Below are 24,425 nucleotides of genomic sequence, written 5' to 3' on the forward strand. Positions count from 1 at the left end.
CTTGGTGAACGACTACTACGCGATCCTCGGTGTCTCCCGGCAGGCCAGCCAGGACGAGATCAAGAAGGCCTACCGCAAGCTCGCCCGCAAGCTGCACCCCGACGTCGCCGGCGAGGACGCGGGGGACCAGTTCAAGGAGGTCTCGCGCGCCTACGAGGTGCTCTCGAGCCCCGAGAAGCGCCAGCTCTACGACATGGGCGGCGAGTCGGCGCTCGGCGGCGGCAACGGCGGCGCGGGTGCGGGCTTCGGCTTCTCCGACATCTTCGAGACGTTCTTCGGCGCCGCCGCCGGCGGTGGCGCCGCCCGCGGGCCGGTCCCGCGCGGGCGCCGCGGGCAGGACGCCCTCGTGCCGCTCGAGATCGACCTGCACGACGCCGCGTTCGGCGCGGAGCGCGAGCTCCAGGTCGACACCGCCGTCCTGTGCGGGACGTGCGACGGCACGTGCACCCGGCCCGGCACGTCGCCGCGCACCTGCGAGGTCTGCGGCGGCCGCGGCTCGGTCCAGCGCGTCGCGCGCTCGTTCCTCGGCCAGGTCATGACCACCTCCCCGTGCTCCGCGTGCGGCGGCCACGGCACGACCATCCCGGACCCGTGCCCCGAGTGCTCCGGCGAGGGGCGCGTGCGCACCCGCCGCTCCATCCCGCTCAGCGTCCCGGCCGGCGTCGACGACGGCACGCGCATCAAGATGACCGGTGCCGGGGAGGTCGGCCCCGGCGGTGGTCCCGCCGGCGACCTCTACGTCGAGATCCGCGTCGAGCAGCATCCCGTCTTCGCCCGCCGCGGCGACGACCTCCACGCCCGCGTCGCCATCCCCATGACGGCCGCGGCCCTCGGCACCCGGCTCACCCTCGAGACGCTCGACGGCGTGCGGGAGGTCGACATCGCGCCCGGCACCCAGCCCGAGGAGGTCCTCACCCTGCGCAACCTCGGCATCGGGCACCTCCACACCGGCGGGCGCGGTGACCTCCTCGTCCACATCGACGTCGAGGTCCCGACCCGGCTCGACGACCGCCAGCGCGACCTTCTCGCCGAGCTCGCCCAGGTGCGTGGCGAGGAGCGCGTCGACCCGGGGCTCACGCCCGCGTCCTCCGGCATGTTCTCCCGGCTCCGGGACAAGTTCGCCGGTCGATGAGCGCCCCGGTCTTCCTCGCGGAGCCCTCCGCGCTCGCCGGCGTCCACGCCGGCGGGAGCGTGGGCGTCCGCGGCCCGGAGGCCCGGCACGCCGCGAGCGTGCGGCGCATGCGCGCCGGTGAGGTCCTCGACCTCGTCGACGGCGCGGGGACCCGCGTGCGCGGGACCGTCGCCTCGGCGTCCCCCGAGGAGCTCGTCGTCACGGTGACCGACGTCCACCACGAGCCGGCGTCCGTGCCCTGCCTCGTCCTCGTCCAGGCGCTCGCCAAGGGCGGCCGCGACGAGCAGGCCGTCGAGACGGCCACCGAGGCCGGTGCCGACGCCGTCGTGCCCTGGCAGTCGGAGCGGTGCGTCTCCGTGTGGGCGGGCAAGAAGGCCGACCGTGGACGCGAGCGCTGGGAGGCCGTCGCGCTCGCGGCCGCCAAGCAGTCACGCCGGGCGTGGGTGCCCGGCGTGCGCGAGCTCGTCGTCGGCCGCCGGCTCGTCAGCGATGCCGCCGCCGTCGTCGACGCCGGGGGAGCGGTGCTCGTCCTCCACGAGGAGGCCAGCGTGCCCCTCGCCGACGCGGTCCTGCCCGCCGGCGCCCCGAGCGGCGGCGCCCCGAGCGAGGGCGCCCCCGCGCCGGAGGTGCTCGTCGTCGTCGGGCCGGAGGGCGGCCTCTCCCAGGACGAGGTGGACGCGCTCGCGGGCGTGGGCGCCCAGGTCGTCCGGCTCGGCCCGCACGTCCTGCGGACCTCGACCGCCGGCCCGCTGGCGCTCGCGCTCCTCGCGCAGCGCCTCGGGCGCTGGGGATGAGCGACGTGGCACCGGACGCGCCCCCGCCCGCGGCTGCCCTGCCGCTGCGCGGGAGGACGGCGCTCGTCACCGGGGTCTCGCGCCGCCGCGGGATCGGGTACGCCGTGGCCGTCGAGCTCGCCTCCCTCGGGGCGGACGTGTTCATCCACCACTTCGGTCCCCACGACGCCGACCAGCCCTGGGGCGGTGACGACCTCGACGCGGTGCGGGCCGGCGTCGCGGCCTCCCTGCGTGCCGGCGCGCGGATGGGCGACGCATCGGCGGACCTGCAGGACCCGGCCGCCGTCGAGGCGCTCGTCGACGAGGCCGCCGCGCTGACGGGGCGGCTCGACATCCTTGTCTGCAACCACGCCCGGAGCGGCGGCGACGGCTCGATCCTCGACGTCACGCCCAAGTCCCTCGACGCGTTCTGGGCCACCAACACCCGCTCGACCCTCCTGCTGACCCGGCACTTCGCGCACCGGCGCGCCACGGGTGCAGGCGCCGCCGGCCCCGGGCGCGCGGGTGGCCCCGCGCGCCCGGGCGAGCGGCCCGCGCGAGCCGGAGTGGTCGACGAGCGCGGTGCCGGTCGCGTGTTCTGGATGACGTCGGGGCAGGGGGACGGGCCGATGCGCGGTGAGGTGGCCTACGCGGCGAGCAAGGCCGCCCTCGCCGGGGTGACCGCCACCGTGGCGGCGGAGCTCCTCGAGGTCGGCATCGTGCTCAACACGATCAACCCGGGACCGGTCAGCACGGGCTACCTCGACCCGGGGACCACCGACCGCAGCCTCGACGAGCTCGAGGCGTGGCGCCGGGCCACCCCGTTCGGCCGGTGGGGGCGACCCGCGGACCCGGCGCGCCTCATCGGGTGGCTGGCGACGGACGACGGCGTGTGGGTGGTCGGACAGGTCCTCACCACCGACGGCGGACTACGCCTGTCCTGAGCCTGCGCGGCAGGCGGCCGGCGCGCCACCGCGGCCGAGCCGGCCCGCCGGCGGCGCGTCCCGCGTCGCGCACGCCGACGGCGGACCGGCGGTGTGACGCGCAGAACGCTGGCACGCCCCGCGTGCGCCGGTAGGATGGAGGCGTCTGACGTCACGTACCCAGGAGGACCACGGGCCCCCGCGCCCACGCCCATGTCTCACAGCACCGAGCGCGCCTCGTCGGACGGACCGACCGGCGCCCAGCAGGTCCAGCACCGCATCACGGTGCCCGACGACGTCCCCATGGTGTCCCTCCTCGGCCAGCGCGACGAAGTGCTGCGCGCGATCGAGGCCGGGTTCCCCGCCGTCGACATCCACGTGCGCGGCAACGTCATCGCGTTCGCCGGCCGCGCCGGGGAGGTCGCCCTCGCCGAGCGCCTCGTCGACGAGCTGAGCCAGGTCGCCCGCAGCGGCCAGCCGCTCACCGCCGACGCCGTCCAGCGCGCCATCGGCATGCTCACCGCCGTGACGAACGAGCGCCCGGCGGACGTCCTCACCCTCAACATCCTGTCGAGCCGGGGCCGCACGATCCGCCCCAAGACCCTCGGCCAGAAGTCCTACGTCGACGCGATCGACGCGCACACGATCACGTTCGGCGTCGGCCCCGCCGGCACCGGCAAGACGTACCTCGCCATGGCCAAGGCCGTCCACGCGCTGCAGTCCAAGCAGGTCAACCGCATCGTCCTCACCCGGCCGGCGGTCGAGGCGGGGGAGCGGCTCGGGTACCTGCCGGGCTCGCTCAACGACAAGATCGACCCGTACCTGCGCCCGCTCTACGACGCGCTGCACGACATGCTCGACCCGGACACGATCCCCAAGCTCATGGCGGCGGGCACGATCGAGGTCGCCCCGCTGGCGTACATGCGCGGACGCACCCTCAACGACGCCTTCATCATCCTCGACGAGGCCCAGAACACCTCGCCCGAGCAGATGAAGATGTTCCTCACGCGGCTCGGCTTCAACTCCCACGTCGTCGTCACCGGCGACGTCACCCAGGTCGACCTGCCCTCCGGCACGCGCTCCGGCCTGCGCGTCGTCGAGGAGATCCTCACCGGCATCGAGGACGTCGCGTTCTGCCGCCTCACCTCGGCCGACGTCGTCCGGCACCGCCTCGTCGGGGAGATCATCGACGCCTACGAGCGCTGGGACGCCACGGCGGCGCGCCCGAGCACGCGCCAGGCGCCGCACCGGCGGGGCGAGCGATGAGCACCGAGGTCAGCAACGAGTCGGGCCACGCCGTCGCGGAGGAGGAGTTCGCGGCCCTCGCGCGCTACGTCCTCGAGGAGATGCACGTCCACCCGCAGGCCGAGCTCTCGATCCTCTTCGTCACGACGGACGTCATGTCCGAGCTCCACGAGCGGTGGATGGACGAGCCCGGCCCCACGGACGTCCTCTCCTTCCCCATGGACGAGATGCGCCCCGGGCGCGAGGGCGAGGAGCCCGCCCCCGGCACGCTCGGCGACATCGTCCTGTGCCCTGAGGTGGCGGCCGCCCAGGCCCGCACGGCCGGCCACTCGACCGCGGAGGAGCTGCTCCTCCTCACGACGCACGGGATCCTCCACCTCCTCGGCTACGACCACGCCGAGCCGGAGGAGGAGAAGGAGATGTTCGCGCTCCAGCGCCGGCTGCTCCTCACCTTCCTCGCGGGTCGGTGACCGCGGCTGTGGACGGGCTGCTCCCCGACATACCCGAGTGGACCCTTCTCGTCATGGCCGGCGTCGCGCTCGTCGTCGGCGGCGTGCTCAGCGCGGGGGAGGCCGCCCTCGACCGCATCGGCCGCAGCGCGGTCGCGGACCTCGTCAGCGCGGGCCGCCCCCGCGCGGCACTCGTCGAGCGCCTCGTCCACGACCGGGCGGTCGTGCGGGCCACGACGGCGTTCGCGCGGGTGCTCGCCGAGATGTCCGCCGCCGTGTGCCTCACCCTCGCCGTCGCGGACCTCCTGCCCCAGTGGTGGCAGGTGCTCCTCGTGGCCGTGGGCGCCTCCGCGATCCTCCTCACCCTCGTCGTCGGCGTCAGCCCTCGTCGCCTGGGGCGACGGAACCCGGGCGGGGTGCTCCACGCCCTCGCCCCGCTCCTGCGGCTCCTCGCCGTCGTCGCCTCGCCGGTCGTCCGGGTGGGACGGGTCCTGCGGCCGGTCACCGAGCGCTCGCAGGCCGAGGCGCGCGAGGAGGCGGCCGAGGACCTGCGGGACATGGTCGACCGCGTGAGCCAGTCCGAGCAGTTCGCCCCGGACGAGCGGGACATGCTCCAGTCCGTCTTCGAGCTCGGCACGACGCTCGTGCGCGAGGTCATGGTGCCGCGCCCGGACATGGTGACGATCGACGCGGACAAGTCCCTGAGCAAGGTGCTCTCGCTCTTCGTCCGCTCCGGTTACTCCCGGGTGCCCGTCGTCGGCGAGTCCGTCGACGACCTGCTCGGCGTCGTCTACCTCAAGGACGTCCTGCGGCGCACGCACCCGCGCCCCGCCGCCGGCGCGGAGCCGGTCGAGACCGTCATGCGCGAGGCGGTCTTCGTCCCCGAGACCCGCAACGTCGACGACCTCCTGCGCGAGATGCAGGCCGAGTCCTTCCACATCGCCATGGTCGTCGACGAGTACGGCGGCATCGCCGGCCTCGTGACGATCGAGGACCTCCTCGAGGAGCTCGTCGGCGAGATGACCGACGAGCACGACCGCGCCGAGCCCGAGGTCGAGCACCTCGAGGACGGCGTCGTGCGGGTCCCGGCCCGGATGCCCATCGACGAGCTCGGCGACCTCTTCGGTCTCGACCTCGACGACGACGACGTCGACTCCGCGGGCGGCCTGCTCGCCAAGGCGCTCGGCAAGGTGCCGATCCCGGGCGCGGAGGTGGACGTCCTCGGGCTCCACCTCGTGGCCGAGCGGGCGCAGGGCCGCCGGCGGCAGATCGCGACGCTCCTCGCCTGGCGTGCGCCGGACGAGGCCATGGACGACGAGGAAGCGGTACGCGCATGAGCACGGACTTCGGCGGCATCGACGGCTACACCTGGCAGGAGGGCTTTCGGGCCGGCTTCGCCTGCCTCATCGGACGGCCCAACGCGGGCAAGTCCACCCTGACGAACGCGCTCGTCGGGCAGAAGGTGGCGATCACCTCCGGGCGGCCCCAGACCACCCGGCACACGATCCGCGGGATCGTGCACCGCCCGGACGGCCAGCTCGTCCTCGTCGACACACCCGGCCTGCACCGGCCGCGGACGCTGCTGGGCCAGCGCCTCAACGACCTCGTCCGCGAGACCCTCGGGGAGGTCGACGTCATCATCTTCTGCCTGCCGTCGGACGAGCGCATCGGCCCGGGCGACCGCTTCATCGCACGCCAGATCGCCGACGCCCGGACCCCCGTCGTCGCCGTGGCGACGAAGTCGGACAAGGTGAGCCACGAGCGGCTCACCGAGCACCTCCTCGAGATCGATGCGCTCGGTGAGTGGGCGGACATCGTGCCCGTCTCGGCCACGCGGGACAAGCAGGTCGACGTCCTCACGGACGTCGTCCTCGGCCTCATGCCGACGTCACCGCCCCTGTACCCCGACGGCGAGCTCACGGACGAGCCCGAGAACGTCATGGTCGCCGAGCTCGTCCGCGAGGCCGCGCTCGAGGGCGTGCGCGACGAGCTGCCGCACTCCCTCGCGGTCGTCGTCGAGGAGATCACCGAGCGGGAGCGCGCCGCCGACGACGCCCGGCCGGCGATGCTCGACGTGCGGGTCAACCTCTTCGTCGAGCGCGACTCGCAGAAGGCCATCGTCATCGGCAAGGGCGGGGCCCGGCTCCGCGCCGTCGGCACGGAGGCGCGCAAGGGGATCGAGGCTCTCCTCGGCACCCGGATCTACCTCGACCTGCGGGTCAAGGTCGCCAAGGACTGGCAGCGCGACCCCAAGCTCCTGCGCCGGCTCGGCTTCTGAGTGCCGCTGCGGGGAGGAACTAGCCTGGACCGGTGAGGTCCTGGAAAGCCGCGCTCACCATCGCGCTCGTGCTGCTCTTCGGCTTCGTCGGATCCATCGCCGGGCCGGGGTGGAACCCCGAGCCCCTCGCGCACACGATCGTCCCGGAGACCCGGGACGTGCGGATCGGGGGTGACGTCCCCACCGACCCCCCGGGCACGTACGAGGTGACGTCCGAGGTGGTCACCGTCGACCTCGACGGCGCCACGGTGGCCGCGACCGTGTACGGCCCCGACGGCGCGCCCGGCCAGCGCCCCGGGATCGTCTTCATGCACGGCGCGGGGACCGGCTCCCACCGCAACTTCTACGACCTCTCGACCGCGCTCGCCAGCGCCGGCGTCTTCACGATCGTGCCGGAGAAGCGCATGGACACGTACACGACGCGCGAGCGGGACTACCGCGGGATGGCCGAGGACTACCTCCGCTCCTTCGAGGTGCTCGCCGGGTGGCCGGGGGTCGACCGCGCCCGCGTCGGCGTCTACGGCGAGAGCGAGGGCGCCTTCGTCGCACCCGTGTCCGCCGTCCTCGACGACGACGTCGCCTTCGTCATCCTCGTCTCCGCGCCCGTCGTCACCCCGCGCGAGCAGGCGGCCTTCGCCGCGGACTCCTACCTGCGCAACCTCGGCGCCCCGGAGCAGCTCCTGCGGGCCGTCCCGCGCCTCGTCGGGAGCGAGATCCCCGGCGGCGGGTTCGCGTACGCCGACTTCGACCCGGGCCCCTACCAGCAGCTCATGACTCAGCCCGTCCTCATGGTGTACGGCACCGAGGACGCGTCCATGCCGACGGTCCAGGGGCCGGAGGAGGTCATCTCCGACATCGCCGAGGCGGGGAACACCGGGTACACCGTGCGGTACTTCGCCGACGCCAACCATGGGATCCGGATCGGCGGCGAGCTGGCCCCCGGCTTCGCCGAGGACGTCGCCCGGTGGGTCCAGGGCCTGCCGGAGACCGCCGACGCGCCGCCCCGCATCGCCGGTGCCCAGCCGATCCAGCACTTCCGGGCGGACCCCGTGGCGAGCCCGCGCTGGTACGCCTCGGGTGACATGCTCATCGTCTTGGTCGCCGTCGGGATCGGGCTCGTCGTCCTCGGCCCCCTGCTCTGGCTCGGCAGCCGCGTCGTGCGCCGCCCCGCCCGGCCGCTGCCGGCGCCCCTCGCGCGCTGGTCCGCGGCGATGGGCATGGCGGTCCTCGCGGTGTGGGTGTTCTTCGCCGCCTACCTCCTCGCGGTGGCGGACCTCGCATTCAACTACGAGCGGAACCCGCTCGTCGTCCAGGGCGGCTGGCTCGGCATCCAGGCCCTCGCCGTCGGTGCGACCGCCCTCGCCGTGGCCTCCGCCAGCCGGTGGCGGCGCCTCGCCGACGAGGGCGCCGCCTTCGGTGCCGTCGGCCGCATCACGCTCGTCAGCGTGCACCTCGGGGCGCTCACCCTGCTCCTGCTCGCCGGCTACTGGGGCATCTTCCCCACCCTCATGTGAGCGGCGTCGTCCCCGTCCTCGCGGGGCTGGTCCGCCGCTGCGACCCGTGCCCGGCCAGTGGTCGCGCAGCAGCGCCGTAGGATCCCGTGCGAGGTCGAAGGCGGAGAGGGAGCGGATGCACACCCAGTGGGGCGCGGCCACCGACGCCGGCGGGCGCCGGAGGATGAACGAGGACGCGGTGCTCACGCGCCCGCCGGTCTTCGTCGTCGCCGACGGCATGGGCGGGCACGCGCGCGGGGACATGGCGAGCCGGGCGGTCGTCGCCGAGCTCGAGCGCCTCGCGGACCCCGCGAGCACCGCGCCGCCCCGCCCCCGCGACGTCGAACGGGCGGTCCTGCGGGCGGCCGAGCGGATCCGCCAGGTCATGGCCGAGGAGACCGCCGGCACCGGCGCGTCCGGCCGCGAGCGGATGGCCGGGACCACCGTCGCCGGCGCCGTGCTCACCGAGCAGGACGGCGAGGCCTACTGGCTCGTCCTCAACGTCGGTGACTCGCGCGTGTACCGGTGCACCCAGACGGTGCTCGAGCAGGTCAGCGTCGACCACTCGCTCGTCCAGGAGCTCGTCGACGCGGGGACGATCGACGCCGAGCAGGCGCGCCGCCACCCCAACCGCAACGTCATCACGCGCGCCGTCGGCACCGGCGCGGATCCCGAGGTCGACTTCTGGATGCTGCGCGCGAACCCGCGCGAGCGGATGCTCGTGTGCAGCGACGGCCTCGTCGGCGAGCTGAACGAGGCGGAGATCGCCGACGTCGTGCGCGGGGCCCACGACCCCCAGGCCGCCGCCGACGCCCTCGTCGCGCGGGCCATGGCCGGCGGCGGGGCGAGCGACAACGTCTCCGCCGTCGTCGTCGAGGTGGTCCACGACCGCGGTGGCGTCGAGGAGACCGCACGCACCGGCGCGGCCGACGACGAGCAGCGCGAGGGCTCGACCCGGCCGCGCGCCGACGCGGTACCGGCAGCCGCCGTGCCCGCCGGCGCGGGCCACGACGAGGGAGCGCGATGACCGTGCACGAGTACCGGCCCGGCGGGTGGACCGCCCTCGTGACCGACGGCGCCGTCGCGCTCCTCCACCCCGGCGTCGCGCCAGGGGTGGCGCGCGAGCTCTGGCAGCTCGCGAGCGACGGCAAGCGCCTCGGGGCGTGGGTCGAGTACCTCGCCGGGCAGGGGATCTCCGCCCTTCCCTCGTTCGCCATGGTCGAGGCGCACGCGGAGGGCCTGCGCGTCCTCGTGCGCGGCGACGTCGACGTCCGGGCGGGGGACGTCGCGGTCAACGGGCGCGGCTACACGACGTGGCGCGAGCTCGTCCTCGACTCCGCCGACCGTGTCGAGCTGAGCGTCGAGGGCGGTGCCGCCGGTGCCGGGGACCTCGCCGGGGCGGCCCCCGGCCCGGACGACGACGCCGCGTGGCTGCCGGTGCTCGGGGGGATCGTCCGCGCCGGTGCCCTGCGCGTCGCGACCGGGGGTGGGCTCCCGCTGGCGCCGCCCGAGGACGAGGAGGAGGACGTCGAGCTGACGGTGGCGCGGATGCCGGCGCTGTCCGCCGCCGTCGCGCCCGGGCCCGCGTCCCCCGGACCGGCCGGCTGGGCCCCGGCCGCGCCCGCGGTGGTGGATGAGCCCGGTGCGCCGGACGCGCCCGCCGCGCAGGCGGGGCCGGAGGCACCCGTGGCCGCGCACGCAGCCGAGCCCACCGACGACGACGCGCCGCCGGCCGCTGCCGCGGCTCCGCCGCCGGGCACCGCCGCCGACGACCTCCCGGGGAGCGACCCCGGCGAGGACCTGCCGGGCGGGGAGCCCGACGACGACTACGACCACCTCCTGTGGTCGACCGAGCAGGTCGTCGCGAGCCGCGACGACGGCTCCGACGCGCCCGCGGCGGTCCCGCCCGGCTCGTCTGCGACCGACCTCCCGGCACCGGTCGACGCCGCGGCCACCGACCCGGAGACCACGCGCGCCCCCGACCCCGAGGTCACCGACGACGGTGCGCCGTGGGAGTCCTCCGCGCCGCACCCCGCCCCCGCGGCGGTGCCGCCCGCAGGTGCACCCGCCACGGTCGCACCGCCCGCCGGCACGCCGGTCGGCGACGCCGCGCCGCGCCGCCGGCCCGGCCTCATCGACTCCGTGCCCGGCCGGTCACGCCCTGCCGGCCAAGCGCCTCCGGCCGCGCCGGCAGCCTCGGGCCCGCTCGGTCACCCCGCGCCCTCGCCGACCTCATCGGCCCCGCTCGGTCCGCCCGCCCCCTCAGGCCCGCCCGCCCCGGCCGGTCCGCCTGCGCCCGGCGCCGTCGCTGCCGCGGACGGCCCCGCCGAGCCGGACGACCTCGGCGACCACGACGGGCACACGATCCTCACCGCCGACCTGCGCGCGAGCGCGGCGGGCCTCCCGGACGCCGACGCCCCCGCGGAGGAGCCGCCCCGCCCGCCGGACCCGGAGCTGGAGCTCGTCCTCTCGAGCGGTCCCCGCATCCTCATGGACCGCCCGGTGCTCCTCGGCCGCGCCCCCGAGGCCTCGCGATTCGTCGGCTCGGACGCGCCGCGCCTCGTCACCGTGCCCAACCCGAGCCGGGACATCTCCGGCACGCACGTCGAGCTGCGCCCCGCGGGCGGGCACGTCGTCGTCACGGACATGAACTCGACGAACGGCACCGTCCTCACCCCGCCCGGCCAGCCGGCGTTCCGGCTGCCGCCGGGAAGCGGCGTGCCCGTCGTCGCGGGGGCCGTCATCGAGCTCGGCGCCGGCATCACGGTCACCGTCGCGCGGGTGGGGGACGACCCGTGAGCCCGCGCCGCGCGCAGCAGCCGCCGGTCCTGCCGGGGTACACGTTCGAGAAGGTCCTCGGCTCCGGCGGGTTCGCCGACGTCTACCTCTACACCCAGCACCTCCCGCAGCGGAAGGTCGCCATCAAGGTCCTCACCCACGAGGCGACCGAGGGGCAGTCCCGGGAGGACTTCGTCGCCGAGGCCAACCTCATGGCGCAGCTCTCGACGCACTCCTCCATCGTGACGATCTACCACGCGGACACGGCGGCGGACGGTCGCCCCTACCTCGTCATGCAGTTCTGCCCGCTGCCCAACCTCTCGGAGCGCGTGCGGGTGCGCCCGCTCGGGGTGGCCGAGGCCCTCGGCATCGGTATCCGCCTGTCCGGCGCCGTCGAGACCGCGCACCGCGCCGGCATCGTCCACCGCGACATCAAGCCCGCCAACGTCCTCACGACGGAGTACGGGCGCCCGGCGCTCGCCGACTTCGGGATCGCGGGCCTGACCAACGCCGCCGCCGGGGACGCGGGCGGCGTCTCCGTGCCCTGGGCACCGCCGGAGTCCGTCGAGGGGCACAGCGCGCCGGGCGTGACCGGCGACGTCTACGCCCTCGCCGCGACGATCTACACCCTGCTCGCCGGCCGCTCGCCGTTCACCCGCCCGGGCGGGCCGAACTCGCGCCTCGACTACATGATGCGGATCAAGCGCGACCCGGTGCCTCCGATCGACCGCGAGGACGTGCCGGTCTCCCTCGAGCAGGTGCTCGCGCGGGCGATGGCGAAGTCCCCCGGGCAGCGGCACTCGAGCGCCCTCGAGCTCGCCCGCGCGCTCCAGGTCGTCGAGCAGGAGCTGCGCCTGCCGATGACCGACATCGAGGTGCCGGACACCTCGTGGATGGGCGGCGCCGCGCCGGCGGAGGAGGGGGCCTCGGGGCGCACCGTCGTGCGCAGCGTCACCGAGGTCGACCCGCACCCGCGCGCCGCCGCGAGCCCCGCCGAGGCGCCCGAGGACCCGCGCACCGTCCTGCGCCCCGTCACCGAGGCCGGCGCCCCCGCCGGCCGGCAGTGGGAGGACGACGGCGACGCCGGGCGGACCCGCGGCCGGGCGCGCCCCGCCGCGCCCGCGGAGGACGCGCCGCCGCCCGGACGGCCGTCGCTGCGCATCCTTCTCGCCTCCGGGGTCGGCGTCGCGGTCGTCGTCGCCGTCGTCCTGGCCGCGGGCGCGCTGCGGGGGGAGGAGCCCGACCTGGGGCCGTCCCCGTCCGCGACGGGGGTGGAGACGATCTCGGTCCCGGACCTCGTGCCGAGCCCGGAGGGGCTCGCCGGGGCGCGCGTCGACCCCGAGACCGTCGAGTTCACGTGGGACGAGCCGACGGACATGGGCGACATCGCCTACGCGTGGGCGCGGGCCGACGGCGCCGCCCTCGGCGAGAGCCAGCCCGTCGGTGAACCGCCCCTCGCCATCGAGTCCGCCGGGCGCGTCTGCATCGAGCTGAAGATCATCAGCGAGCAGGGCCGTGTGTCGGCCGAGCCCGCTACTGCGTGCGTCGACTGAGAGGACCGGCATGGCTGTCGAGCTCGAGTTCTGCGGGGAGTGGTTCCCGCTCCGCGCGGACGAAGCGTTCTACATCGGTCGGGAGGGCGTCCTCGAGATCGACGACAACCCCTACCTCCACCGGCGGTTCCTCAAGATCAGCGCCGAGGACGACTTCTGGTGGATCGCCAACGTCGGGTCCCGCCTGTCCGCCACGCTCGCCGACGCCGAGGGCAACACGCAGGCCTGGCTCGCGCCCGGGGCGCGGCTGCCCCTCGTCTATGCCCGCACGACGATCCTCTTCACGGCGGGTCCTACCACCTACGAGCTCACCCTCGTCAACTCCGACCCGGCGTTCGCCCCGGCCAACCCGGAGCCGACCGCCGTCGGGGACACGACGATCGGGCCGGTCACCCTCACGCAGTCCCAGCACCTCCTCGTCCTCGCCCTGGCCGAACCGGTCCTCGCCGGGCGGGGGAGCGCCTCGATCCCCACGTCCGCTCAGGCCGCCCAGCGGCTCGGCTGGGCCCTGACGAAGTTCAACCGCAAGCTCGACAACGTCTGCGACAAGCTCCACCGCAACGGGGTCCGCGGGCTGCGCGGCGGTCCCCGCCAGCTCGCCGTCAACCGGCGGGCGCGGCTCGTCGAGCACGCCGTCGCCTCGCGCATGGTGACGCCGGCCCAGCTCGAGGGCCTCGATGCCGAGCGAGCCCGGCAGGCGGGCACGGCAGATGTGCACGCTGAGCAGGCACGGTAGGGACCACGGTCCCGGCTGCTATATGGTGCGGCGTGCGTGGCTGACGAGGTCGTCATCGGACGATCGAGCGACGGCAGCCCCCGGAGCGAGGACCTCGACGGCCGAGTGCGGCTCGAGCAGTGCGACAGGTGTGTGCCGCGAGACAGGTGTGCGTAGCGGCGGGGTGACCCGCCGGCACGTCCGAGACCATGACCGATGAGGGGCAACGAGGGTGCGCATCCGCGGACGGCTGCGCGGCCGGCCAGACGCCGCCGCGCCCACGAACGACCCCGCACGGGCCGCAGCAGGAGGTCGCCGTGCGCGCCGTGACGCCGCCACCACCGCGGGGGCCGGGCGCCGCAGCCGCACTGCCAGCGGGCGCAGCACGCGTGCCCGCCGCGTGCCCCTGACCGGCCCCGAGCGCACCGCCCGCCGCCGCCGCGCCGCCGGGACCGGCGTCGTCACCGTCCTCGCCGGCGGCCTCATCGCGGCGTCCGTCATGTACGACGGCGTCGCCACGGCCGACGTCGACCTCAACGACGGCGGCGTGTGGGTGACGAGCGCCGAGGAGCTCCAGGTCGGGCGCCTCAACCACCAGGTCCAGCTCCTCGACGCGGGCCTCACCGCACGCAGCGCCTCCGCCGACGTCCTCCAGGAGGGCTCGACCGTCTTCATCGTCGACGACGGCGCGGGTGTCCTCCAGCAGGTCGACGTCGCCGCGGTCGCGACGTCGACGACCGTCACGCTGCCCTCCACCCGCCAGGTCGAGCTCGGCGGAGGGACGGTCGCCGTCCTCGACACGGGCGCCGGCCTCCTGCACACGGCCCCGGCCAGCGGGGTGGGCGTGCTCTCCGACGAGTCGGCCGAGCCGGTCGCCGAGCTCGGCTCGAACGCCGTCATCGCCGTCGGCACCGACGGCACGACGTACGGCCTCGCGCCGCAGACCGCCACGCTCGTGACGATCCCGGCGGACGCCGGCCCCGACGAGGAGCCGGAGACGGTCGAGCTCGGCGTCGAGCCCGAGGCGCTCGCCGACGCCGAGATCCAGCTCACCGCCGTCGGCGACGAACCGGTCGCCCTCGTGCGCGACGAGCAGGACCGCGTCACGCTCCTGCGCCCCGGCCACGAGCCGCTCGACCTCGCCGACTCCGGTGCGGATACTTCCGCCGCCCGCCTCCAGGCCGCCAGCGACGCCAACCGCGAGGTCGTCGTCGCCGCCCGGGACGGCCTCGTGCGCGTCCCGCTCGGACGCGGCGAGCCGACCGTCCAGGCCGTCTCCGTGCCCGGCGTCCCGGCGCAGCCGGTCGTCGTCTCGGGCTGCACCCACGCCGCGTGGTCGGGGGCGAGCGCGACGTACCAGGCACGGTGCGGCGACGGCGAGGTCGCCGAGAGCGAGATCGAGAAGCGGATCGCCGAGCCCGACCTGACGTTCCGCGTCAACCGGGACGTCGTCGTCCTCAACGACCTCGTCGCGGGCACCGTCTGGCTCATCAACGACGCCATGGAGATCGTCGAGAACTGGGAGGACGTCACCCCGCCGCAGAACCCGGACGAGGAGGAGGAGGAGTCCCAGCAGGAGCTGCGGGACGAGCTCCCCCTCGACCGGGACGCCGAGAACCGCGACCCCATCGCCACCGACGACGAGCTGGGCGTGCGCGCCGCGTCGACGACCATCCTCGAGGTCCTCGGCAACGACACCGACCCGGACGGCGACCTCCTCACGGTGAGCGCGTTCGACGCCCCGCCGGAGTCGTTCGGCACGGTCAGCCCCATCCTCGGTGGGCGCGCCCTCCAGATCGCCGTCGCGGACGGCGCCACCGGCTCGGTCGCGATCGGCTACACCGTCAGCGACGGCCGCGGCGGCGAGGCGACGGCGACCGCGCGGGTCACCGCCGTCCCCGACGACGAGAACCGCGCGCCGGAGCAGCTGCGCCCCATCTCCCTCACGCTCACGCTCGGGACGAGCGGCACCGTCAACGTCCTCGACGACGTGCGCGACCCCGACGGCGACGAGGTCGTCGTCGTCGCCGCGGAGACCGGCACGGACGACGTCGTGCGCTTCACGCCGGACGGCTCCGTCACCTTCGTCGACTCCGGCGTCTCGGCCGGGCGCAAGGACGTCCTCGTCACCGTGACCGACGGCCGCGAGGAGGCCGAGGTCGACGTCGCGGTCGACGTCCGCCCGGCCGGCCAGCTGCCGCCGGTGCCGGTCTTCGACTTCGTCACGGCCGTCGTCGGGCAGGAGATCGTCGTCGAGCCGATCGCCAACGACACCGACCCCGGCGGCCAGCCGCTGCGCCTCGCGGACGTCGAGCAGGTCGGGGACGCCCGCGTCATGCCCGACTACGACGCCGGGTCGTTCCGGTTCAGCGCCGACGCCGCCCGGACGTTCTACCTCACGTACATCGTCGTCAACGACGGCGGGTCGAGCGCGACCGGCCTCGTCCGGATCGACGTGCGCGAGCCGGGCGACACCGCGCCCATCGCCGTCCAGGACACCGCGCTCCTGCCCGCCGGCGGCGAGGTGCTCGTCGACGTCCTCGCCAACGACGAGGACCCGAGCGGCCGCGTCCTGTCCGTGCGCCAGGTCGACGTACCGGCCGAGAGCGGCCTCGTCGTCGCCGTCCTCGAGCACCGGATCCTCAAGATCAGCGCGACCCAGGACCTCACCCGGCCGATGCGGCTCGGGTACGAGGTCTCGAACGGCGAGCAGAGCGCCGAGGGCGAGGTCGTCGTCATGCCGATCCCCGCCGACTCCCTCGCGCAGCCGCCCGTGGCCCAGGCCGACATCGCCAACGTCCGTGCCGGCGACTTCGTCACCATCCCCGTCCTGTCCAACGACTCCCACCCGGGCGGCGCCGAGTTCGAGCTCGTCAGCCAGCTCGTCGAGGAGCCCCAGGCCGGGCACCTCTTCGCCAGCGGCGACACGCTGCGCTTCCGCGCGCCGGAGCAGCCCCAGACGGTCAACGCCGTCTACGAGATCGTCGACACGACCGGGCAGCGGGCCTCGGCCCAGGTGACGATCTACGTCCAGGCCGACGACGGCGAGCGCAACGCGCCGCCCCTGCCGCTGCCCGTGGAGTCGCGCGCCTTCGCCGGCGAGCGCGTGCGGATCCAGATCCCGATGTTCGGCATCGACCCCGACGGCGACTCGGTCCAGCTCCTCGGCGCCGAGATCGCGCCGACGAAGGGCCGCATCGTCGAGGTCGGGCCCACGTACGTCGACTACGAGGCGTACAGCCGGGCGAGCGGGACCGACGAGTTCACCTACGCCGTCCGCGACCGACTCGGCGCGTACGCGAGCGCGACGATCCGGGTCGGCATCGTCGCCCCGCCCGAGCTCAACCGCGCCCCCCAGGCCGTCGACGACGTCGTCCAGGCCCGGCCCGAGCGCGTCGTCGAGGTCGACGTCCTCGCCAACGACACCGACCCGGACGGCGACCCGCTCTACCTCGACTCCGTCGAGGAGGTCGAGGGGCTGACGACCGAGACGATCGACGGCGGGCGCCTCGAGGTCACGACGGCGGCCGCCGGCGAGTACGCCGTCGGCTACGCCGTGAGCGACCAGCGCGGGGGCGACTCGACGGGCATCCTCACGGTCGCCGTCTCGCCCGACGCCCCGCTCCGTGCGCCCCTCGCCGTCGACGACATGGTCCAGGCCGTCTCGATCGTCGACCGGGAGCGGGTGAACATCCCGGTCCTCGACAACGACTCCGACCCGGACGGGTCCCGCGAGGCGCTCGTCGTCGAGCTCGTCGGCGCGCCCGAGAACGCGCGGATGAACGGCACGGAGGTCCAGGTCGACGTCCAGCCGTTCCGCCAGGTCCTCACGTACTCCGTCACCGACCCCGACGGGCTCACGTCCTTCGCGTTCGTCGACGTCCCGGGCCTCGAGGACTCCGGACCGGTCCTGCGCACCGACGTCGACCCGATCGTCGTGGCCACCGGCGAGACCCGCGAGATCGAGCTGAGCGACTACGTCGTGGCGATCACCGGCAAGCCGGTGCGGCTCACCGACGCGAGCATGGTCCGCGCGACGAACTCGGACGGCGCCTCCCCGGTCGTCGGCCCGACGACGCTGACGTTCACGTCTGCCCCGGCGTACGCCGGGCCCGCCTCGATCACGTTCGAGGTGACCGACGGCGAGAGCGCGGAGGACCCGGCGGGCCTCACCTCGGTCCTCACGCTCGACATCACGGTCGAGTCGACCGAGAACACGCCGCCGACCTTCGACGGCGCCGCCCTCGAGGTCGTCCCGGGCGAGGACGCGGAGCAGGTCAACCTGCGCCAGCTCTCCCAGGATCAGGACACCGGTGACTTCAACCTCCTCACGTACGACCTCGTCAACGTGCCGCCGGGCGTCGAGGCGACCCTCGACGGGCCGACCCTGACCGTCTCCGCGCCGGCGGACACCCCGCGCGGGACGGTCGCCCGGGTCGAGCTCACCGTCTCCGACTCCAAGGCGGAGCCCGTCCCCGGGCTCGTCGAGGTGACGGTCGTCGGGAGCAACCGGCGCCTGCCCGTCGTCAACGACGTCGACCTCGGCGAGCTCGAGCAGGGCGAGTCGCGGGGCGTCAACGTGCTCGAGGGCGCCTTCAACCCGTTCCCGGGCGAGCCGCTGCGCGTCATCGACGCCATCGTGGAGACCGGCCAGGCCCAGGCGAGCACGGACGGCTCGACGGTGACCCTGGCCGCCGGCGCGGAGCAGGTCGGCCGCGTCTCCGTCCGCTACACCGTCGGCGACGTCACGGACGACCCGCTGCGCTACGTCGAGGGCCGCGTCACCGCGTCCGTCATCGGTGCGCCGGAGCGCCCGACGCCCCCGCGCGTCGAGGACGTCCGCGACCAGACCGTCGTCCTCACGTGGTCCGCCCCGGCGGACAACGGCGCCCCCATCACCGGGTACCGCGTCGAGGCCGCCGGCGTGAGCCAGGAGTGCGCGACGACGACGTGCACGCTCAGCGGGCTGACGAACACGGTCGAGTACACGTTCACGGTCATCGCGGTCAACAAGGTGGGCGACTCCGAGCCGAGCGGCCCCTCCGCCGTCGCGCGCCCCGACGTCAAGCCCGAGCGCCCGGCGCCGCCCGTCCTCACGTTCGGCGACGGCGAGCTCAAGGTCGACTGGACGACGCCCGCGACGCGTGGCTCCGCCGTCACCTCCTACGACCTCCAGATCGCGCCGTCCGCGAGCGGCGGGCAGATCACGGCGACCGGCAACACGCACACATGGACGGGCCTGACGAACGGGCAGTCCTACACCGTGCGCGTGCGGGCGCACAACGACGCCCCGGACCCGAGCGAGTGGAGCGAGTGGTCCGCGCCCGAGGTCCCGGCCGGCGTGCCGGACCGCCCGGTGGCCCCGACCGCCCAGCGCGTCGACTCGCCCGTCAACGCCCAGATCACGGCCTCGTGGAGCCCGCCGTCGAGCAACGGCGACCCCGTCGCCGCGTACGACGTGACGATCTTCCGCAACGGGACGGTCTTCAAGGCCTTCCAGGTGCCGGGCGGGCAGACCTCCATCACCGAGGACGCCCCCGCCGGCAGCGACTACACCGTCGCCGTCTCCGCGACGAACAAGGCGGGCACGTCCGAGACGAGCCCGACCTCGTCCCCGGTGCGCACCTTCCTCAAGCCCGACCGCGTGCCGAGCGTCACGGCCACGGCCACGGGCACGAACGGGCAGGTGACGCTGGCGTTCAGCGCGCCGGCCGACAACGGCGACCCGATCCGCCGGTACGAGGTCCGCACGAGCGGGGGTGGGTGGAGCGCCGTCCCGGCCAACCGTGTCATCAACGGCCTGAGCAACGGCACGTCGTACACGTTCGAGGTGCGGGCCTGCAACACCTACTGCGGCGACCCCAGCCCCGCGTCCGCGGCAGCCGTGCCGTACGGCCCGTTCGCGAACGCGACCATGACGGCCGCCGTCACCGGCGGCGAGGGCCGCAACGTCACGTTCGACTGGACCACCCCGCCGGGCAACGGCCGCGACATCACGAGCATCCAGCTGCGCATCAACCAGGGGTCGGGCTGGGGCGCGTGGGAGAACGTCGCCGCCTCGGGCACCCGCACCCTCGGCCCGGAGTGGTCGCGGACGTACTCCGCCGAGGTCCGGGCCCAGCGCGCCGACGGCGAGGTGCGGACGGCGAGCGCCTCGGCGACGACGAGGAACCAGCCGCCGCCGCCCCCGCCCCCGGAGCCCAGCGTCACGATGATCAAGGGGGACCCGATCCGCAACCCCCAGTGCACCCACAGCTCGTGCGCCATGCTCGCGATGAGGTACGAGAACTTCCCCGGCGGGCGCTACACCGTGACGTTCTCGGCGTCCAACGAGCCCGGCAACGGCTTCTGGCGGGACTACACCGTGTCCCTGTCCGGCTCCGGCCGGTACCAGAGCACGACCTTCCGCGGGCAGCCGGGGGAGAGGGTCACGGTCTGCGTCACAGGCCCAGGCGTCAACAACAAGTGCGACTCGATCGCGTCATGGTGACCGCACTCCCTCCCCTCCCCGACCCGGCACACCCCCGCACGACGACGCCACACCCGCGAAAGAGAGCCGCATGAGCACGACGAGTGAGATCACGACGATGACGCCCGAGCAGGCGACCTGGTTCGCGGGCACGTTCGAGACCATCGTCTCCACGGTCGGCGAGGCGGTCATGGGCAAGGCCAACGTCATCCGGCTCGTCGTCACGACGCTGCTCTCGGGCGGGCACGTCCTCCTCGAGGACTACCCCGGCACCGGCAAGACCCAGCTCGCGCGCTCGCTCGCCGCCGCGGTCCAGGCGGAGAGCTCGCGCATCCAGTTCACGCCGGACCTCCTGCCCTCCGACGTCACGGGCGTGTCGATCCTCGACCCGAAGACGCAGACCTTCGAGTTCCACAAGGGCCCGATCTTCGCCTCGGTCGTCCTCGCGGACGAGATCAACCGCGCGTCCCCCAAGACGCAGTCGGCGCTCCTCGAGGTCATGGAGGAGGGGCGCGTCACGGTCGACGGCAAGCCGCACGGCGTGGGCCGCCCGTTCATCGTCCTCGCCACCCAGAACCCCATCGAGCAGGCCGGCACGTACCGCCTGCCCGAGGCGCAGCTCGACCGCTTCCTCATGCGCACCTCGATCGGCTACCCCGACCACGCGGCGACGGTCTCCATCCTCGCCACCGCCGCCGTGCGCGACCGCGCCGCGGCCATCACGCCGGTCATCACCGGCGCCGCCGTCGTCGACATGATCGAGCTCGCGGGGACCGTCCACGTCGACCCGGCGATCCTCGAGTACGTCTCGCGCATCGCCGTGGAGACCCGGCGCGCGGAGAACGTCGTCCTCGGCGTGAGCGTGCGTGGCGCGCTCGCCCTCGTCCGCGCCGCGAAGACGTGGGCCGCCGCCCACGGGCGCAACTACGTCCTCCCGGACGACATCAAGGACCTCGCCGAGCCCGTCCTCGCGCACCGCCTCGTCCTCGACGCCGAGGCCGAGTTCGAGGGGGCCACGGCCGGTGGCGCGCTCGCCGCCGTCCTCGCCGAGATCGCGCCGCCGAGCCAGCGCGGCGGCGACCGCTAGGCGATGAGCGCCCCCACCTCCACCGCACGGGTCCGCAGCGTCCTGGCCGAGCGCCTCGGTGACACGAGCGCGCTGCGCACCCTCGTCGAGCGCACCCGCGGGTCACGGGCCGGGATCACGCGCACCCTCAGCGGCGTGAGCGTGGCGGGCTGGGTGGTCCTCGCCGTCGGCGCCGCCGCTCTCGTCGCCGGGCGCCGCCTCGGCTGGCTCGAGCTCGTCGCCGGCGGCGCCGCGCTCGTGACGACGTTCGTCGCGGCCGCCGTCTTCACCCTCGGCCGTCACCCGTACGACGTCGCGCTCGCCCTCAGCGACAAGCGGGTCCTCGTCGGCGACCGCGCCATGGCCGGGGTGACCGTGCGCAACACCGCGGGGCGCCCCGTCCTGCCCGCGCGCGTCGAGCTGGGCGTCGGCGCGACCGACGTCGCCTTCGCGCTGCCCGCACTGCGCGCCGGGGAGGAGCACGAGGAGATCTTCGCGATCCCCACCCACCGGCGCTCCGTCATCGACGTCGGTCCCGTCCGCACGGTCCGCGGCGACCCGCTCGGCCTCATGCGTCGCGCCGTCCCGTGGGGCCAGGCCGTCGAGCTCTACGTCCACCCGCGCACCGTCCGGCTCTCGAGCTCGGCCGCCGGGTTCATGCACGACCTCGAGGGGCAGGCCACCCGCGAGATCACGAACGCGGACCTCTCCTTCCACGCCCTGCGTGAGTACGTCCCCGGCGACGACCGCCGTTACGTCCACTGGCGCAGCTCCGCGCGCACCGGCAAGCTCATGGTCCGCCAGTTCGAGGAGAGCCGGCGCTCCCACCTCGTCGTCGCGCTCTCGCGCAACGCCCGCGACTACGCCGCCGACGACGAGCTCGAGGTCGCCATCTCGACGCTCGGGTCGCTCGGCCTCCAGGCGATGCGCGAGGACAAGGACCTCACCGCCCTCACGACGCACGAGACGCTGCGCGCCGTGTCCAAGGGCCAGTTCCTCGACGTCCTCACCCGCATGGAGGTCGGCGAGGGCCCCGGCGGCGTCGTCAGCATGGCGCACCAGATCAGCCGCGACGTCGAGCGCGCCTCCATGGTCGTCCTCGTGTGCGGCTCCGGCGTCAGCGCGGCGGACATCCGCGCCGCCGGCGCCGTCCTGCCCATCGACGCGCGGGCGTTCGCCGTCCAGGTCGAGCTCGGCGCGGAGACGGCGGTCCACACCGTCGGTGTCGTCACCGTCCTCACGGTCGGCTCGCTGTCCGAGCTCGCGCGCGGCTTCCGGAAGGCGGAGCGCCGATGAGCGGCCTCGTCGCGTACGCGCGCCGGCGGTGGGTCGACGCCGCGGTACCGGTCGCCCTCGTCCTCCTCGCCCTCGTCCCCCTCGGACCGGTCTTCGCCTCCGGGCACCTCGTCGCGGCCGTCGTCGGCGGCGCGCTCCTGGCCGCCGCCGTCGCCCTGGTCGGGGCGTGGCGGCGCTGGTCGACGCTCACCGTCCTCGGGGCGGGGTTCGTCGCGCTCGTCGCCGGGTCCGCGCTCGGTGCCCCGACGACGGCGCTCGCCGGGCTCGTGCCGACGCCCGCCACCCTCGGCGCCGTCGGCAGCGGCTTCGTCACCGGGTGGAAGCAGGTCGTCACGCTCGCGCCCCCGCTCGGGGCGAGCGGGAACGTCCTCGCCGCGCCGTACCTCCTCGCCTTCGTCGCCACGCTCGTCGCGGTGACCGTCTCCCTGCGCGCGAAGCGCCCGGCGTGGGCGCTCGTCGCGCCCGGCCTCGCCCTCGTCGGCGCCATCCTCCTCGGCACCGCCCGCGAGACGCTCGCCCTGCCCGTCGCGCTCGTCGGCGCCCTCGGGGCCCTCGTGTGGGCGGCGTGGCGCACCGGGCGCCTCCAGCGCGGGCGCGCCGTCGGCGTCCTCACCCTCGTCGCCGTCGCGGCCGCCGGCGGGACCGGCGTCGGGCTCCTCGCCCCCGGGGACACCCCGCGCGTCGTCCTGCGCGAGATCCTCGAGCCGCCGCTCGACCCGCACGACTACCCGAGCCCGCTCGCCGGGTTCCGCTCCTACCTCAAGGACCACCGGGAGGACACGATCCTCACGGTGCGCGGGCTGCCGTCGGGCGCGCCCGTCCGGCTCGCGACGATGGACGCCTACGACGGCACGACGTGGAGCGTCGCCGGCGGCGGCACCGACGGGTCCGGGTCCTTCCAGCGCATCGGTGAGCGCGTCGAGGTGGACGTCCCCGACAGCGCCACCCGCATCGAGGTCGAGCTCGGCGAGTACGACGGCGTGTGGCTGCCCGACGTCGGGCGCACGTACGACGTCGAGTTCACGGGGGAGGGCGCGCAGGAGCACGCGCGCACGTTCTACTTCAACCGCGTGAGCGGGACGGGCATCGTCACCGACGGCCTGCGCGAGGGCGACACCTACACGCTCACCGCGACGACGACGCCCGAACCCCCGGTGAGCGCGCTCGAGGGCGCGCCGCTGGCGGGCGTCGAGCTGCCCGACGTGCGCAACGTCCCCGACGTCCTCACCTCCGCCGCCTCCCAGATGGTGGCCGAGGCCGAGACCCCGCTCGCCCGCACGCAGGCGCTCGTCACCGCGCTGCGGGAGGGCTTCTTCTCCCACGGCCTCGAGGGCGACGCGCCCTCCCGCGCCGGCCACGGGGCGGCCCGCCTCGCGGAGCTCCTCACGGCCGAGCTCATGATCGGTGACGAGGAGCAGTACGCCGCGGCGATGGGCCTCCTCGGCCGCGCCGTCGGGCTCCCCACGCGGGTCGTCATGGGCTTCGTGCCCGAGGACGGCGCAGCGGGCGAGGAGACGGCCATCACGGGCGAGGACGTCACCGCCTGGGTCGAGGTCGCGTTCGAGGACCACGGCTGGGTGCCGTTCTACCCCGTCCCGGACGAGGACCGCATCCCGCAGTACGAGGACCCGACGCCGCAGGACCGGCCCCAGCCGCAGGTCCTCCAGCCGCCCCCGCCGCCGCAGGAGCCGCCCGACGCGCCGCCGATGGAGCGCGACGACGTCGAGGCCGACGAGGAGGAGATCCCCGAGGAGGAGGGCCCCAGCCGCACCGCGATCATCATCGCCGCCATCGGGATCCCGCTCCTGCTCGTCCTCGTCCCGATCACCATCATCCTCGCGCTCAAGCTCCGGCGCCGCCGGCGCCGGCGCCGCCACGGGGCCCCGACCGTGCGCCTCGCGGGCGGCTGGAGCGAGGTGCTCGACCACGCCCGCGACCTCGGCGTACCCGTGCGCACCGACGCGACCCGCCGCCAGGCGGCCGCCGACCTCGAGCGCGGCCTCGCCGAGCCGGCCCCCACGGGCCGCCGGCGGAAGACGCCGAAGCCGGTGGACGCCTCCGCCGTCGAGGCGCGCCGGCTCGCGCACGGGGCGGACGCCGGGGTCTTCGGCCCCGGCCTGCCGGACGAGGACGCCGTCCGGGCGTACTGGGACCAGGTGGAGTCCACAGTGGCGCGACTGCGCTCGGCCGTGGGACGGCGCCGCTGGATACGCTCGCGGCTCTCGCTGCGATCGCTGCGAAAGGATCGATGACCT

General features: G+C 75.0%; 16 protein-coding genes. All 16 read left to right on the forward strand.

The features are described 5' to 3' along the window. The first annotated feature begins 4 nt into the window (after positions 1 to 4). On the forward strand, positions 5 to 1,132 hold the full coding sequence (gene dnaJ / locus V2J63_RS04065; protein ID WP_331229721.1) for a molecular chaperone DnaJ: 1,128 nt from the start codon (positions 5 to 7) through the stop codon (positions 1,130 to 1,132). Next, complete coding sequence (locus tag V2J63_RS04070) at positions 1,129 to 1,926, forward strand: 16S rRNA (uracil(1498)-N(3))-methyltransferase (RefSeq protein ID WP_331229722.1); 798 nt, start codon at positions 1,129 to 1,131, stop codon at positions 1,924 to 1,926. Before dnaJ ends, V2J63_RS04070 begins: the two co-directional genes overlap by 4 nt. Further along, on the forward strand, positions 1,923 to 2,849 hold the full coding sequence (locus V2J63_RS04075) for an SDR family oxidoreductase (protein ID WP_331229723.1): 927 nt from the start codon (positions 1,923 to 1,925) through the stop codon (positions 2,847 to 2,849). The genes V2J63_RS04070 and V2J63_RS04075 overlap by 4 nt, the downstream gene beginning before the upstream one ends. 192 nt (positions 2,850 to 3,041) lie before the next feature. Beyond that, positions 3,042 to 4,094, forward strand: coding sequence for a PhoH family protein (locus tag V2J63_RS04080; protein ID WP_331229724.1), 1,053 nt, complete (start codon positions 3,042 to 3,044; stop codon positions 4,092 to 4,094). Next, complete coding sequence (gene ybeY, locus V2J63_RS04085; RefSeq protein ID WP_331229725.1) at positions 4,091 to 4,543, forward strand: rRNA maturation RNase YbeY; 453 nt, start codon at positions 4,091 to 4,093, stop codon at positions 4,541 to 4,543. Before V2J63_RS04080 ends, ybeY begins: the two co-directional genes overlap by 4 nt. A gap of 53 nt (positions 4,544 to 4,596) precedes the next feature. Next, positions 4,597 to 5,859 (forward strand): hemolysin family protein, encoded by a 1,263-nt coding sequence (locus V2J63_RS04090; protein WP_491062023.1) that lies wholly within the window; start codon positions 4,597 to 4,599, stop codon positions 5,857 to 5,859. Continuing rightward, the gene (gene era, locus V2J63_RS04095) at positions 5,856 to 6,800 is read left to right on the forward strand and encodes a GTPase Era (RefSeq protein ID WP_331229727.1); all 945 of its coding nucleotides are present in this window, start codon (positions 5,856 to 5,858) and stop codon (positions 6,798 to 6,800) included. Before V2J63_RS04090 ends, era begins: the two co-directional genes overlap by 4 nt. A 32-nt stretch (positions 6,801 to 6,832) precedes the next feature. Beyond that, positions 6,833 to 8,314: an alpha/beta hydrolase family protein gene (locus tag V2J63_RS04100; RefSeq protein WP_331229728.1), complete on the forward strand. Its 1,482-nt coding sequence runs from the start codon at positions 6,833 to 6,835 to the stop codon at positions 8,312 to 8,314. A 115-nt stretch (positions 8,315 to 8,429) separates the two neighbouring features. Then, complete coding sequence (locus tag V2J63_RS04105; RefSeq protein WP_331229729.1) at positions 8,430 to 9,320, forward strand: PP2C family protein-serine/threonine phosphatase; 891 nt, start codon at positions 8,430 to 8,432, stop codon at positions 9,318 to 9,320. Further along, entirely contained in the window at positions 9,317 to 11,092 is a 1,776-nt protein-coding gene (locus tag V2J63_RS04110) for an FHA domain-containing protein (RefSeq protein WP_331229730.1), read from the forward strand. The genes V2J63_RS04105 and V2J63_RS04110 overlap by 4 nt, the downstream gene beginning before the upstream one ends. Beyond that, positions 11,089 to 12,624, forward strand: a complete 1,536-nt coding sequence (locus V2J63_RS04115; RefSeq protein WP_331229731.1) for a serine/threonine-protein kinase — start codon at positions 11,089 to 11,091, stop codon at positions 12,622 to 12,624. The genes V2J63_RS04110 and V2J63_RS04115 overlap by 4 nt, the downstream gene beginning before the upstream one ends. A gap of 10 nt (positions 12,625 to 12,634) precedes the next feature. Further along, complete coding sequence (locus V2J63_RS04120; protein WP_331229732.1) at positions 12,635 to 13,360, forward strand: hypothetical protein; 726 nt, start codon at positions 12,635 to 12,637, stop codon at positions 13,358 to 13,360. Between the two features lie 379 nt (positions 13,361 to 13,739). Then, a complete protein-coding gene (locus V2J63_RS04125; RefSeq protein WP_331229733.1) occupies positions 13,740 to 19,829 on the forward strand; it encodes an Ig-like domain-containing protein in 6,090 nt (2,029 codons plus the stop codon). Positions 19,830 to 19,899: 70 nt separating this feature from the next. Beyond that, positions 19,900 to 20,895: an AAA family ATPase gene (locus V2J63_RS04130; protein ID WP_331229734.1), complete on the forward strand. Its 996-nt coding sequence runs from the start codon at positions 19,900 to 19,902 to the stop codon at positions 20,893 to 20,895. Between the two features lie 3 nt (positions 20,896 to 20,898). Then, positions 20,899 to 22,170 (forward strand): DUF58 domain-containing protein, encoded by a 1,272-nt coding sequence (locus V2J63_RS04135; RefSeq protein ID WP_331229735.1) that lies wholly within the window; start codon positions 20,899 to 20,901, stop codon positions 22,168 to 22,170. Next, entirely contained in the window at positions 22,167 to 24,422 is a 2,256-nt protein-coding gene (locus V2J63_RS04140) for a transglutaminase-like domain-containing protein (RefSeq protein ID WP_331229736.1), read from the forward strand. The genes V2J63_RS04135 and V2J63_RS04140 overlap by 4 nt, the downstream gene beginning before the upstream one ends. Positions 24,423 to 24,425 lie beyond the last annotated feature (3 nt).

The sequence above is a fragment of the Georgenia wangjunii genome, assembly GCF_036421975.1.
GTDB lineage: Bacteria > Actinomycetota > Actinomycetes > Actinomycetales > Actinomycetaceae > Georgenia_A > Georgenia_A wangjunii.